The organism is Amycolatopsis sp. NPDC104863 (assembly GCF_055582965.1).
This window is the reverse complement of the sequence record NZ_JBVJOW010000007.1, coordinates 403,719-417,461: the sequence shown is the minus strand read 5'-3', so window position 1 is coordinate 417,461 and position 13,743 is coordinate 403,719. Positions and strand designations below refer to the sequence as shown.

Genomic DNA, 13,743 nt, shown 5'->3' with positions numbered 1-13,743 from the left:
AACCGTGAGTGGTCTCACGGCCCCCGCGCCACCCGGACGGACTAGCGTGGAGGGCATGAAGATCACCCTCGACGGCCGCGGTCCGGACTTCCGCGCGTTCTGGACCGAGCGTCACCTGGCCACGCTCACCACGGTCCGGCCGGACGGCACCCCGCACGTCGTCGCGGTCGGTGTCACCGTGGACTTCGAGACTGGTGTCGCGCGGGTGATCACGTTCTCGTCGTCGGTCAAGGCCCGGCTCGCGCGCGCCGCGGGGGAAGGCGGCATCCCGGTCGCGGTCTGCCAGCTCGACGGCCCGCGGTGGTCCACTTTGGAGGGACGCGCGGTGCTGCGCGATGACGCCGAGTCCGTAAAGGACGCCGAAAACCGTTATGCCGCGCGCTATCGGCAGCCCAAGCCGAACCCGCAACGCGTGGTCCTGGAGATCTCCGTGAACCGGGTGCTCGGCAACGCCTAACCGGCTCGGGAGTGCACCAGCCGGGTGTACTCCGCCAGCAGGGCCGCCAGCTCACTGTGCTCCCCCACCGAAGCCAGCTGCTGGTGACCCACGAGCATCGCCATCCCCAGCGAGGTCAGCGTCCGGGCCGTCGCGCGGTCGCCGACGATGCCCTCGACCGCCTTGCCGACCGTCCGCAGCCGGGCGTCGTCGACGCGTTTCTGCGCCGCCCGCACGGTTTCGTCGTTCATCGCCCACGCGCGGATGGCGGCTTCGGCCTCGTGCGGCAGGCCGAGCGTCAGGTCCATCAGCGCGGCGAAGTCGGCGGCCGGGCCGCCGGCGCCGAAGTTCCGCTCGCGCAGGATCAGCACCTGCCGGTTCTCCCAGTGCTCCAGCAGCTGCTCCACGAACCCCGGCCAGCCGCCGAAGTGGTGGTAGAACGAGCCGCTCGTGACCCCGAGGCCGCGGCAGAGCGCGCCGACGGTCAGCTCGGTGAACCCGTGCTCCGCCAGCACCTCCAGCGCGCCGGCGAAGTAGGCCTCCCGGTTCGCCGTGGGCATCAGACGTTCCGGTCCCGGTCCCGCCAGTACGGCTCACGCAGCGAACGCTTGAGGATCTTGCCGGTCGCGTTGCGCGGCAGGGCTTCCAGGACGTCGACACTGCGCGGGCACTTGTAGTGGGCCAGCCGTTCGCGGCAGAACTCGACGAGCTTGTCCGTGTCGAGCTCCTCCCCGGGCGCCGGCGCGACGACGGCCTTGACCTGCTCACCCCAGCGCTCGTCCGGCACGCCGATGACGGCCACCTCGGCGACCCCGGGGTACTCCGCGACGATCCGCTCGACCTCCGGCGAGTAGACGTTCTCGCCGCCGGTGATGATCATGTCCTTGACGCGGTCTTCGAGGAACAGGAACCCGCCGTCGTCGAGCCGGCCGACGTCGCCGGTCCGCACCCAGCCGTCCACGATCGTCTCCGCGGTCGCCTCGGGTTTGCCGAGGTAGCCCGCCATCCGCTGCTCGGTGCGGATCCAGACCTCGCCGACCGCGCTGTCCGCGGCCGTCACCGGGTCGACGATCCGGATGTCCACACCGGACAGTGCGGTCCCGGCCGAGGCCAGCCGCTCGGGCCGGGAGCCGTCGCGGTGCGCCTCCGGGTCCAGCGCGGTGACCGCGCCGGACAGCTCGGTCATGCCGTAGACCTGCGCGAACCGGACGTCCGGCCAGGCGGCGAGCACCGTGCGCAGCAACGGGAGCGGCATCGGCGACGCGCCGTAACAGAGGTACTTCAGCCGGGAGAACGCCTTGAGCGCCGCCTCGCCGGCCTGCGCGATCCCGGCGACGACCGCGGGCACCAGGAAGGCGTGCGTGATCCCCGCCTGCAACGCGGCGAACAGCGACGCCGCGTCCGGCTCGCGCGTCAGGTACGACGGTTCGCCGTAGAGGAACCCGGAAACCGCGTAACAGCTGCCGCCGACGTGGAACAGCGGCATCGCGACCAGGTTGACGTCGCCGCGGCCGATCGGGAACGCCGTGCCCGCGGCGAGCCCGTGCGCGAGGACACTGCGGTGGGTCAGCACCGCGCCCTTGGGGAAGCCGGTGGTGCCGCTGGTGTACATGACCAGCACGCCGTCGTCCTCGTCGAGACCGGACGCGGTGTGCGGCTCGGCGCCGGCCAGGAACGGCTCGTACTCGTCGGCGTCGCCACCCACGACGACCACGCGTTCCAAGGCGGGCAGCCGGTCGCGGACCGCGTCGAGCGCCGGCCGCAGCTCGGCGCCGACGAAGACCACCTTCGCGCCCGCGTCCGCGAGCACGTAGGCGAGCTCGTCGCCGGAGAGCCGCCAGTTGACCACGGCGTTGGCGGCGCCGATCCCGGCCACCGCGAAGGTCGTCTCCAGACAGGCGGGGTGGTTCTTGTCGACGAACGCGACGCGGTCACCCCGCCCGACCCCGGCGGCCGCGAGGGCGCCCGAAAGCCGCCGGACCCGCTCGTCGAACTCCTTCCAGGTCCACGACCGGTCACCGAAGACCAGCGCGGTCTCGTCGGGGCGTTCACGCGCCCAGTGCGCCAGGAGCTCGCCGAACAGCCGGACCCGCGGGCGGAGGTCTTCGGGCATGGCGTGTTCCCTTCGGCCGGCGCTGACCATAGACCGGTCTATGGTGCGCCGGGCTCCCCCGGGCGTCAATACCGGTCACCGGCACACTTTTTGACCGTCGTGTCGGAATATCGCATGCTGTACATGATGTATGACGGTGGTGTGCGAGGAGGCTTCGGATGACGGGCAGCACTCGGCGTGAGTTCCTGAAGGTCGCGGGCGCGGCGGGCGGGCTGCTGGCCGCCGGCGCGGTGTTCGGCCCGGCGGGCGCGAGCGCCGCCGAGGACCCGTGGGCGCGGGTGCCGGTCATCCTGAGCCGGGTGCGGCCCCCGGTGTTCCCCTGCCGCGTCTTCGACATCCGCAAGTACGGCGCCGTCGGCGACAACACCACCGACTGCACCCCGGCGTTCAAGGCGGCGATCAGCGCGTGCCACGCCGCCGGCGGCGGCCGGGTGCTGGTGCCCGCGGGGACGTTCCGCACCGGCAAGATCCACCTGCTGTCCAAAGTGGAGCTGCACGTGGTGGGGACCATCCGGTTCCGCAGCGACGCGGCGTCCTACCTCCCGGTGGTGTTCACCCGCTGGCAGGGCATCGAATGCCTCAACTACTCGCCGTTCATCTACGCGATCGACCAGACCGACGTCGCGGTCACCGGCCCGGGCACCATCGACGGCAACGCCGCGGCCGGGCCGTGGTTCGACTTCGACGGCCAGCGTGGCCCGGACTGGGAAGTGCTGCAGCAGCAGGCGGTCGACGGCGTGCCGCCCGCGCGGCGGGTCTTCGGCGACAAGCACTTCCTCAAGCCGAACATGATCCAGTTCTACCGCTGCCGCAACGTGCTGGTGGCCGACGTCTCGCTGCGCAACCCGGCGATGTGGACCGTGCACCCGGTGCTGTGCCGCAACGTCACGGTCCGGAACGTCACGATCTACTCGCGCGGCGCGATGGTCGACGGCGTCGACCCGGAGAGCAGCGCGGACGTGCACGTCCACGGCTGTTCCTTCGACACCGGCGACGACGGCACGGTGATCAAGTCCGGCCGCGACACCGACGGCCGCCGGGTCGGCGTGCCGAGCGAGGACATCGTCATCGAGGACAACGACTACTACGGCCGCTGGGGCGCGATCACGGTCGGCAGCGAGATGTCCGGCGGTGTGCGCAACGTCTTCGCGCAGGACAACCGGATCCACGCCGGATCGTCGTACAAGTCGTTCTACGGCGTCTACCTCAAGACGAACCCGCGCCGCGGCGGGGTCATCTCGGACATCCACGTGCGCCGCCTGACCGGCGGCCCGGTCGACCGCGGCGGCATCTTCGTCGACATGAACTACAGCCTCACCGGCCCGGGCCACGGCCCGATCGTGCAGCCGGTGATCCGCGACATCACGATCAGCGACGTCCACCTCGACGACTCGCCGTTCGCGCTGAAGATCAGCGGCGCGGCGGAGAGTCCCCTCACCGGGTTCCGGTTGAGCGACAGCACGTTCACGAACATCGACACCCCGGCGCCGCAGATCAGCAACGCCCGGGACGTGACGCTCACGAACGTCACGGTGAACGGCGAGCCGGTCTAGCCGAACAACGCCAGCAGCCCTTCCGCCGACCGCACCACCACGTGCGCCGCGGTCCGCTCGGCGTGCGGGCGGTCCGGGCGCTCCGCCTCGTGCCGCCACCGCCGCAGCGCGTCCAGGCCCGCGTCGTAGATGTCGCCCGGGTCCGCGTCCGGCTCCAGGCCCAGGCGGTCGGCCGGGGCCGTGCCCTGGGCGCCCAGCAGCCGGACCGCCTCCTCCGCGGGGTCGCCGGACAGCGCCGTGCGGCCGCCGCGGATGTCGGCGATCAGGCGCAGCTCGCGGAAGTCGTGCGCGGCCGCGGCGAACCGCTCGACGCGGGACACCAGGCGGTCGCCGCCCGGGCGGGGCTGGGCGGCCAGCAGCGCCTCCAGCCGGATGATCGCCGTGCGGGCCTTCAACGCCTCGGACCGCGCGACGAAACAACCCGCGAGCGTGTCCCTCAGCTCGCCGAGACCGCTGCGGCGGACCAGCTCCGCCGAGAGCTTGACACGGTCGTCGCAGCCGGTGCGGATCAGCGTCAGCGCCAGGCGGACGCCGAACATCCCGAAGCGCACCACCAGCGACCGCCGCGTCTCGACCGGGATCGGGCCGGGGAACGCCGGGTCGGTGAACGAGTCCACCGAAAGCACGTGCCGTTCCAGCTCTTCGCGCGGCACCGCGGCGAACGCCGCCAGGAGGTCGAACTCGTCGTCACGCAGGGACCGGCCGCCGTAGGCCAGCTGCCCGGCGACCGCGATCACGCCGAGGAAACCCGTGCACAGCGGGTCTTCGCGCCAGGCCCGCCGCGCCAGCTGCTTCGCCGTCAGCAACGCGTCGATGCGGCCCGCGCCGACCTCGTCGGCCCGCGACAGCACCAGCACCGAGTTGACCGCGCTCTGCCGCGCGAACGCCGAGCCGCCCGGCGGGTGGGCCGCCGCGAGCTCGTCCGGTTCGAGGTGGCGCACCAGCCGGACCGTCGCGTCCGGGAGGTCGTCCCCCGGCCCGGGGTCGTCCAGCAGCACGAGGTCGCGCAGCGCCCGGGTCGGCCATTCGCCCAGCGCCGCGGCGAGCGTCGTCTTCCCCGACGACGGTGCCCCGGTGAACCCGACGCGCAGCGGCTGCTCCAGGCGATCCATGCAGTCGTGCAGGAGGGCCGAAGCGCGCGGGTCGTCCCGGTAGAGCCCGGCCGCGGCGGCGAGGAGGTCGCGGACGTCCTGGGTCACGCCGAAAGCTCCCGGCGCTGCCGGCCCGCCAGGGTGCCGAGCTCGCCCGCGCGCTGGTGCAGGCCGGCGAGCCGGTCGATCTCGCGTCTGATGTGGACGGTCCGGCGCTCGCGCTCGGCGGTGCCGGCCAGGATCGTCTCCCGTTCGCGCGTCAGCTCGTCGGCGAGCTCTTCGGCCAGCCCGGTGAAGTGGTCGCGCAGCCGCCGCTGGACCACGCGGATCGCGTCCCGGCATTCCTTGCTGAACCGGATGAAGACGTCGTCGACGTGCCGCTGCGCCGCCTGCTTGGCGACGGCCTGGCGGCGCTGCAGCCGCATGCCGCCCTCGTCCTTGATCGTCTTGAAGGCGAACGCGGCGCCCGCGCCGATCGAGACCGGGTTGATCAGCGGCAGCCCGGCGAGGCTGGTGACCAGGCCGAACATCAGCACACCGCCGTAGGACCCGCGCAACCCGGTGAACGCCTGCTGGCCGATCTTGAACTTCTCGATCTTCGGCCGCCGGACGTCGTCGAGGCTTTCCACGCCCGAGCCGTCGAGCCGCAGGTCGGGCAGCGCCTGGTCGTACTGGGCGCCGAAGCACGCCGCGGTGGCCTGCGCGATCCACTCCGCCCGGTCGGCCAGCCACGAGTAGTTCGTCTCGACGGCGTCGGCGAGCGAGTCGTCCAGCCACGCCGAGAAGTCTTCCCAGACCTTCGCCGGGTCACCCTCGTCGAAGGTCTGGTCGATGGTGTTGACGATCTTGCGGGTCCGCTCGCGCAGGTCGTACTCGGCGTCCGACAGCAGGTCGGTGACCTCGTCGGAAAGCAGGTTCTGCCACCGGGTGTTCTGCCGGCGCAGGTCGTCCGCCCGGCGTTGCGCCCGCTGCAGCAGCGCGGCCTGGCCGAGCCCGGCGTCCTGCCCCGCCGACTCGACGCGGTCGCGCAACGACTCCACGAGCTCCGCGGCGGCGGCGCGCACGCCTACCGCGGCGAGCAGCGCGCGGGACTGCTCCTGCGGCCGCGCGGCCTGCTCGGCGATCCAGGTGAGCAGCTCCGGGAAGCCCGAGCGGGCGTTGAGATCCGCGTCACCCGCCTTCGCGGCGGCTTGGCGCACCACGGCCGAAACCGGCAGAACGGGCGCGTCGATGCCCGCTTCGGCGAGCATCGCGCGATCGCGTTCGGCGACCGCGCGCCACCCCGGGCAGGAGTCGATCTTGGTGAGCGCCAGCACGACATGGGGGCACCAAGTACGCACATGGCGCGCCAGCGCGAGCTCGGCGGCGCTCAGCGGCGCGGTCGCGTCGGAGACGATGATCACCGCGTCCGCCTCGTCGAGCAGCTCGAGGGCGGCGGCGGTGCGTGGTGAGCGCGGGTCGCCCACCGGCGGGGTGTCGATGAGCACAAGCCCGGCGGACAGCAGCTCCCGCGGCACCCCGACTTCGACGCGGGTGAGCGTGCCGGCGGGCCGGGCGCCGAGCTCACCGGTGAGCCGTTCCACCGCGACGGGGATCCGTTCGCGGGAGCGGCCGACCAGCGTGGCGGCGGGTTCGGCGGAGTAGGCGATCTCGGTGGGCACGGCGGGGGTCGCGGCGTCGCCGACCGCGCACACCGGCGCGTTCAGCACGGCGTTGAGCAGGTAGCCCTTGCCCTGCTTGGGAAAGCCGAGCACACCGAGCCGGATCTGCCCCACGGGGGCGTCGCGGCGTCTGCGCAGGCGCTCGGCGAGATCGGCGCGGCCGTGCGTGCGGCACGCGTCCAGGGTCTCGTTGAGCACTTCGAGCCAAGCCGGGGCGGTCACGAGGGACGAGTGTCCCCGGTTTACTCCCCGTGCGCACACCGGGTGCCCGTCCCGCGGCTGCACCCAGACCGCGGGACGGGCACCGGCGAACCGTTCGGGGATCAGTGCCCGAGGTGGATGTCGTTCGACGCGATGTCACCGATGTGCAGGTTGCCCAGCGCGTTGTGGCTGACGTCCGACACGTCGGAGACCACGTCGTGGACGGCCGACCCGTTGTTGCTGGCGATGTCGCCGACGGCGCCGGTCACGTCGTGCTCGACGTTGATCCCGGTGGCGTTCGTCACGACGTTGGTGACCTCGCCCAGCGGGCCGTGGCCGCCACCGTGGTGCGCGCCACCGGAGTGGGTCGTGACGTCGCCGGCGCCCTGGAGGATGCCGCCGAAGTCGCCGATGTGGCCGGTGAGGCCGCTCACGGTGTCGCCGACCCCGAGGTTGCCGGTCACGTCGCCGACGTTGGCGGTGACGTCGTGGACCTCGGCGTTGGAGATCGCGAGGGCCTGCTGGGTCTCGGCGGTGCCGAAGGCCGCGACGTGCGTGGTCTGGTCGACGGCGCCGGCGACCACGCCGGTCTCGTTGTCGGTCAGGTAGCCCGGGGCCGCGGTGAGGTTGGTCAGCGCGGTCGAGTCCAGGCCACCGGCCAGGTCGCCGCCGACGATGACGCTGGTCACGTTGCCGGCCAGCGCGGTGACGTTGCCCGCGTTGGTGATGTCGTTGACGCCCGGCAGCGAGCCGAGGTTGCCCGCGACCGGGAGCTCGCCCGCGACGGGGAGCTCGCCGACGCCGAGGTCGCCGACGCCCGGCAGCGTGGCGGCCGGCAGGCCGAGGCCCGAGGTGAGGGCGGTGAGCTGGTCGATCGCGCCCTGGATGCCGGTGGCGTCGGTGCCCACCGGGGACAGGTCGCCGACGACCGGGAGGCCACCGACGGCGGGAAGGCTGTCGACCGGCACGAAGTCGAGCACCAGCGGGATGACCTCGTGCACGTCGGCGGCGCTGACGTCGCCGAGACCGGCGGCAGCGAGGGCGCCCTGCGGGTCCGTCCCGAAGGCCGCGAGCGCGGTCGGGTCGTTGAGCAGGTTCAGGGCGAAGTCGTGCAACGTCTGCACGGAGTCCATGGGGTTTTCTCCTGGTCCGGTGGTTCGGGGGACGGCATCGGCCGCAAGGACCGGTGCTCCGACATCAAGTTAGGGAGCGGGTCCCCCCACGCACATCGGGGATCACTCCGAGTCGCAGGCCGGTCAGCCGATAGGGGATCGATATGTCATCGTTAGGGAGTTAGGGGCTCATCCGAGACGCACTCAGTTGGATTAAATCCTTCCAACCACTTGCTTGACTAACCCGTTTGGGTGAGGATGCCCCGAGCCCTAGGGGGATTTCGATCCCCTGATCGGCCCTGCGAGGTGAGGAGGAAGCGCCGTTGTCCTACGTCCTCGGGATCGATGTGGCACAAGGGCGGACCCACGCCGCGACGTGCCGCCGCCGCGGCCCCGGCTGGGGCGACCCCGAACCCCTCTGGCTGGGTGAGCGGTCCCCCGCCGCGGCGACCGCGCTGTTCCTCGACGACGAGGGGTACCTGCTCACCGGCGACGCGGCCGCGCAGGCGGGCGCCCGGGTGCCGTCCCGGCTGCTCACCGGCTTCCACCGGCGGATCGGCGACGACGTGCCGATGCTCGTCGAAGGCGAGGCGTTCCCGCCCGAGACGTTGACCACAGTGCTCGTCGAAGGCATCGCCGAGCACGCCGCGAACCTGTTCGGCGGCCCCCCGCGCCACCTGGTGCTGACCCACCCCGGGGACTGGGGCACCTACCGCCGTGACGTGCTGCGGCGGGCACTGGCCGACGCCGGGTTCACCGCGGTGACGCTGGTCCCCGGCTCGATCGCCGCGCTCGGCGCGCACCTGCCCGTCCCCGGACCCGGCGCGCAGTTCGCCGGGGTCTGCGAGTTCGGCGCCGACGGCGTGCACGTGACGCTGGCCACGGCCGCCGGCGCGGGCGGCTGGCAGCCAGGCGCCACCTCGGAAGGCGTCGCCCCCGCCGCGGCGCTCAGCACGCTGTTCGCCCTCGCGGGCGCGGCGTCGACGTCGCCGAAGGGGCTCGCCGGCGTGGTGTTCTGCGGCGACGTCCCGCCGCACGCGCTGCCGGCCCGGCCGCCGTGCCCGATGTTCGCGGGACCGGTTCCGCCGGCGACCACCGCGCTCGGCGCCGCCGCCCTCGCGGCGCTGCGCGCCGACCACCGCGTCACCCCGCAGGAGCCCCCCGCCGTCGAGACGACCCTGCTCCCCCAGGTGGACACGCTCAGTGAGCTCGGCGACCGGCCGCCCCGGCCGCCGGTCGACATCACGCCGTTCGAGCTGCCCGAGCGCACCAGCCCGCTGAACCTGTTCCGGCGGCGGCGTCCCCTCGCCGCCGCGATCCTCGTGCTCGCCGCGGCCGTCTCGGCCGTGCTGATCACCCTCACCGCCCGCGAAGCCACCGCCGGCCCCGACACCTCCCCCGCCCCGAGCCACTGCGCCCCCGGCGCCCCCTCCGGTGAAGGTCACTGTTGAACACACTGCTCACGCAGGTCTCCGCGCTTCGCACCGTCCCCGTGCACCCGGCGGCCCGGCAGCTGCTCGACCAGGTCGCGGCCGACCCGGCCGCGCCGCTGCGGCTCGCCGTCGTCGCGCCGGGCGGGTACGGCAAGAGCGTGCTGCTCGCCGCGCTCGACCGCCGGTTCCGCGAAGCCGGCGTCCACGCCCTGCTCGTCGACGACGCCGACCGGCTCGGCCCCGACCAGCTCGAGGAGCTGCTCGCCGGCGCGGACGGGCCGATCGTCGTCGCGCACCGGCCGGCCGCGGTGGCGCCCGGCTGGACGCTGCTGCAGCTCGGCCCGCTCGGCGTCGACGAGATCGCCGAGCTGAGCGCGGCCCTGACGGGCTCCCCCACCGACCCCACGGCGGCGGCCGAACTGCACACCCGCAGCGGCGGTGTGCCGCGGCTGGCCGAGCGCGCGCTGCTCGGCCGGCTGGAGGAGTTCCGGCCCGAGCTCGACGAACTGGACGACGACGTCCTGCGCTACCTGATCGCGGCCGAGGCGGGCGCGGGCCGCAACCTCGACCTGCTGTGCGCGCTGCTGGACCGCGGCCCCGACGAGCTCCCCGCGATCGTCGACGGCGCCCGCGCGACCGGCCTGCTCGCCCCGGACGACACGCTGCTGCCCCTGGCCGAGGCGGCCGTCCGCGACTTCGGACCGCCTGCGCGCCGGTTGACGACGGTGCAGCGGCTGGTCGAGCTGCAGCTGGCGAACGGGCTCCCGGTGCTCGACCTGGCACGGTCGCTGCTGGGGACCGGAAGTTCCGGCGCATCCGCGGCGGCCGCGTTCGCCGCGGCAGCGGGAGAGGCATTGCCAACCGACGCGCGGCTGGCGACGCAGCTGTTCGAAGCGGCGGCCGAAGCGGGTGACCGGTCTTCGGTGGTCACGGCGGGCTGGGCCCGCGCGGCGGCGTTGTCGGGCGATCTCGACACGGCGTTGCGGCTGGGCGACGGAATGCTTGGTGCGGAGGACGCGGAGACCCGCGCGGCCGGAGCGGCGATCGCTGCGACGGTGCTGGCGCATCGCGGGGAGCTGGCGCGGAGTGCGGAGCTGTACCACTGGGCTTCACGCACGATCGACCCTGTTGGCGGCGGCGGTGCCGCTCGCGGTGGCGCTGCTGCCGACCAAGCCGCTTTCGGTGGCGCGGGCGGGGTCGCCCCTGGCCAGACCGGCGCGGCCTGGGGCTCCCACGGCGCGGACGGTGCCGCCTCCGGCCGGATCGGCGAGGCCACCTGGGGCTCCCACGGCACTGACGCTTCCGGCCGCGGCGGGACCACCTGGGCCTCCCGCGGCGCGGACGGTGCCGCCCCTGGCCGGATCGGCGGGACCACCTGGGCCTCCCGCGGCGCCGACGGTGCCGCCCCCGGGCGGATCGGCGGGACCACCTGGGCCTCCCGCGGCGCCGACGGCGCCGCCCCCGGGCGGATCGGCGGGACCACCTGGGCTTCCCGCGGCGCCGACGGTGCCGCCCCCGGGCGGATCGGTACGGCCTCCTGGGCCGGGGCCGATGCCTTCGCGGCCATCGCTCTCGTCGGGACCGGCGACCTCGACGGCGCCCGGCGGCTGCTGGACTCCCCCGCCCCCGGCGTCGCGCCGACCTTGTTCGCCGGTGCCGCGACCCGGATGGCCAGCGGCATCGCGGACTCCGTGGCCGGCTGCGCGACCGAGACGTTGTCCACCCTGCTCGGCGCCGCCACCATGCTGGAACCCGCCCTCGGCGGCACCCTGCTGCCCGACAGCCCGGCCGCCCTGGCCGCGCTCGCCGCCGTGCACACCGGTGAACTGGCGCTGGCCGAGTCCGTGCTGAGCCGGGCCTTGGCCGGGCGGACCGGCGGGGACCTGCTCGCCGTGCGGCACCGGCTGCTGCTCGGCTGGGTCGCGATGACCGCCGGCGACCTCGCCAAAGCCGCCGAACACCGCGATGCCGTCGCCGGTCATCGCCTCGAAGCGCGCGACGAGCTGTTCTTCGCAACCCTGGAGCTCGGCCTCGCTCGGCGGGCCAGTGACCTCGTCGGGCTGCAACGGTCGTGGAACCGCGCCTACCAGGCGTCGATGCGGCAGCAGGTCGACCTCTTCACGCTGCTGCCGCTGGGTGAGCTGGTGATCGCGGCGGCCCGCACCGGCGCGTACGCCAAGCTGGCCGGCCAGCTGGAACGCGCCCACGGCCTACTGGCCCGCCTCGGCGAGCCTCCACTGTGGACGGTCTCGCTCGTCTGGCACGAGCTGCACGCGGCGATCGCGCTGGAAGACACGGAAGCGGCGAAGGCGCACCTGGCGACGTTGACCACACACGCCCACTGCGGCCGTCACCCCAGCGCGCTGGCAACGGCGGCCGAGGGCTGGCTGGCGGTGCTGGGCGGCGCGTTCGCCCCCGACACGATCTCCGCCGCGGCCGCGGAGCTGCACGAGCTCGGGCTGCGCTGGGACGCATCGAGGCTCGCGGGCCAGGCGGCGATCCGGACGTCCGACCGCAAGGCGATGGTCCAGCTCCTGGAGGCGGCCCGCCAGTTCCAGGGCACGGCCGCCCGCCGCGACGCCGGCACCACCGAGCCCGCGGCGGCCGGCACCGGGCTGGCGGCGCTGAGCGAGCGCGAGCTCGAAGTGGCGCGGCTGGTCGTCGACGGGCTGACCTACAAGCAGGCGGGCAGCAAGCTGTTCATCTCGGGCAAGACGGTCGAGCACCACATGGCCCGCATCCGCGGCAAGCTCGGCGCGGCGGACCGGCGCGAGCTGCTCTCGACGCTCCGTGAGCTCCTGTCCCGGCCCGAGGCGCAGTAGCCCGTCAGTCGCGGCTGGGCCCGAACCGTTCCGTGCGGATGCGGTGCGGGTCGTGGCCGAGGGCGACCAGGATGTCCGCGACCGTCTCGACAAAACCCGTCGGGCCGCAGACGAAGGACGACGCGCCGAACTCGGCCGGCCAGCCCGCGGTGTTGAGCGTGGCGACGTCGATGCGTCGCGGAATGCCCGGCCGGCCTTCGGGCAGCTCGCGCGTGTAGACGTACGTGACGTCGAGGCCCGCGACCGGCGTCCGCAGCTCGTCGGCGTAGTACTGCTCGGCCGGGGTGCGCAGCGAGTAGATCAGCTTGAACGGGGTGCGGACGCCGGCCGCGCGCCGGGCGCGGACCATCGCCATCAGCGGCACGATGCCCGAACCGCCGGCGACGAGCAGCACCGGCGCCGGGTCCGTCGGCCGCCAGACGAACCAGCCGCCGACCGGCCCGCGGATCTCGATCGGGTCCCCGACCGCGTACGGCCCGGTGAGATGCTCGGAGACTTCGCCGTCGGCGACGCGCTGCACGGTGATTTCGACCCGGTCACCATCGGCGGGCGCGGCGAGCGAGTAGCTGCGCTGCGCGCGGTAGCCGTCGGCGGCGGTGAGCCGGACGTCGACGTGCTGCCCCGCGAGGTGCCCCGGCCAGCCGGGCAGGTCGAAGAGGAGCGTGCGGGCCGTCGGCGTCTCGTCGCGGAAGCCGGCCAGGCGGGCGACCCGCCAGGCTAGTCGCCCTGATACCGCTGTTCGCGCCATGGATCCCCGTAGTCGTGGTAACCGACGTTCTCCCAGAAACCCGGCTCGTCCCGGGACTTCAGCTCGAGCCCGCGCACCCACTTCGCCGACTTCCAGAAGTACAGGTGCGGCACGAGCAGCCGCGCCGGGCCGCCGTGCTCGGGTGTCAGTGGCTTGCCCGCGTACTCGTAGGCGATCCAGGCCTGGCCGTCGAGCAGGTCGGCCAGCGGCAGGTTCGTGGTGTACCCACCGTAGGAGTGCACCATGACGTAGTCGGCCATCGTGTCGAGCCCGCCGACGAGCGTGTCCACCGCGACGCCGCGCCACCGGGTGTCCAGTTTGGACCACTGGGTGACGCAGTGGATGTCCACAGTGGGCTTCTCACTCGGCAGGGCCATCAGCTCGGCCCAGCTCCAGGCGTGCTTTTCCCCGGTCTCGGTGGTGACGGTGAACTCCCACGTCTCGGTGCGCACGCGCGGCGTCGGCCCCGCGGAGAGCACGGGGAAGTCCTCGGCCAGGTACTGCCCGGGTGGCAGGCGCGGGTTGCCGCTGCGGGCGCGGCCGCGGAAACCCGGTGTCACGAAGCCCATGCGG

At 73.6% G+C, this 13,743-nt stretch carries 11 protein-coding genes; 4 read left to right on the top strand and 7 right to left on the bottom strand.

The window, feature by feature from the left end; all coding sequences use genetic code 11:
- Positions 1 to 55 precede the first annotated feature (55 nt).
- The gene (locus ACZ63J_RS35225) at positions 56 to 457 is read left to right on the top strand and encodes a PPOX class F420-dependent oxidoreductase (RefSeq protein WP_465399038.1); all 402 of its coding nucleotides are present in this window, start codon (positions 56 to 58) and stop codon (positions 455 to 457) included.
- Here the strand turns inward: ACZ63J_RS35225 and ACZ63J_RS35220 are convergent.
- Both ACZ63J_RS35220 and ACZ63J_RS35215 read right to left on the bottom strand, forming a co-directional pair.
- Complete coding sequence (locus ACZ63J_RS35220) at positions 454 to 996, bottom strand: TetR/AcrR family transcriptional regulator (protein WP_465399037.1); 543 nt, start codon at positions 994 to 996, stop codon at positions 454 to 456. The genes ACZ63J_RS35225 and ACZ63J_RS35220 overlap by 4 nt on opposite strands.
- Positions 996 to 2,549, bottom strand: a complete 1,554-nt coding sequence (locus ACZ63J_RS35215) for an acyl-CoA synthetase (RefSeq protein ID WP_465399036.1) — start codon at positions 2,547 to 2,549, stop codon at positions 996 to 998. Before ACZ63J_RS35215 ends, ACZ63J_RS35220 begins: the two co-directional genes overlap by 1 nt.
- Positions 2,550 to 2,707: 158 nt before the next feature.
- On the opposite strand from ACZ63J_RS35215, the gene ACZ63J_RS35210 reads away from it, so the two are divergent.
- Complete coding sequence (locus ACZ63J_RS35210) at positions 2,708 to 4,102, top strand: glycoside hydrolase family 28 protein (RefSeq protein ID WP_465399035.1); 1,395 nt, start codon at positions 2,708 to 2,710, stop codon at positions 4,100 to 4,102.
- On the opposite strand, the gene ACZ63J_RS35205 is transcribed toward ACZ63J_RS35210, so the two are convergent.
- The 3 genes from ACZ63J_RS35205 to ACZ63J_RS35195 all read right to left on the bottom strand — a co-directional run bounded on the left by ACZ63J_RS35205 (position 4,099) and on the right by ACZ63J_RS35195 (position 8,188).
- Positions 4,099 to 5,301: a GTPase gene (locus ACZ63J_RS35205; RefSeq protein WP_465399034.1), complete on the bottom strand. Its 1,203-nt coding sequence runs from the start codon at positions 5,299 to 5,301 to the stop codon at positions 4,099 to 4,101. The genes ACZ63J_RS35210 and ACZ63J_RS35205 overlap by 4 nt on opposite strands.
- Complete coding sequence (locus ACZ63J_RS35200) at positions 5,298 to 7,076, bottom strand: P-loop NTPase family protein (protein ID WP_465399033.1); 1,779 nt, start codon at positions 7,074 to 7,076, stop codon at positions 5,298 to 5,300. The genes ACZ63J_RS35205 and ACZ63J_RS35200 overlap by 4 nt, the downstream gene beginning before the upstream one ends.
- Positions 7,077 to 7,177: 101 nt before the next feature.
- The gene (locus tag ACZ63J_RS35195) at positions 7,178 to 8,188 is read right to left on the bottom strand and encodes an IniB N-terminal domain-containing protein (protein ID WP_465399032.1); all 1,011 of its coding nucleotides are present in this window, start codon (positions 8,186 to 8,188) and stop codon (positions 7,178 to 7,180) included.
- 302 nt (positions 8,189 to 8,490) lie between these two features.
- Between ACZ63J_RS35195 and ACZ63J_RS35190 the strand changes: the two genes are divergently transcribed.
- Together ACZ63J_RS35190 and ACZ63J_RS35185 are read left to right on the top strand one after the other, a co-directional pair.
- Positions 8,491 to 9,618, top strand: coding sequence for an Hsp70 family protein (locus ACZ63J_RS35190; protein ID WP_465399031.1), 1,128 nt, complete (start codon positions 8,491 to 8,493; stop codon positions 9,616 to 9,618).
- Positions 9,615 to 12,422 carry a helix-turn-helix transcriptional regulator gene (locus ACZ63J_RS35185; RefSeq protein WP_465399030.1) on the top strand — a complete coding sequence of 936 codons (2,808 nt, stop codon included), beginning with the start codon at positions 9,615 to 9,617 and terminating at the stop codon, positions 12,420 to 12,422. The genes ACZ63J_RS35190 and ACZ63J_RS35185 overlap by 4 nt, the downstream gene beginning before the upstream one ends.
- Before the next feature lie 4 nt (positions 12,423 to 12,426).
- Here ACZ63J_RS35185 and ACZ63J_RS35180 read toward each other — a convergent pair whose 3' ends face one another.
- On the bottom strand, positions 12,427 to 13,170 hold the full coding sequence (locus ACZ63J_RS35180) for a ferredoxin reductase (RefSeq protein WP_465399029.1): 744 nt from the start codon (positions 13,168 to 13,170) through the stop codon (positions 12,427 to 12,429).
- A complete protein-coding gene (locus ACZ63J_RS35175) occupies positions 13,140 to 13,739 on the bottom strand; it encodes a sulfite oxidase-like oxidoreductase (protein ID WP_465439761.1) in 600 nt (199 codons plus the stop codon). Before ACZ63J_RS35175 ends, ACZ63J_RS35180 begins: the two co-directional genes overlap by 31 nt.
- Positions 13,740 to 13,743 lie beyond the last annotated feature (4 nt).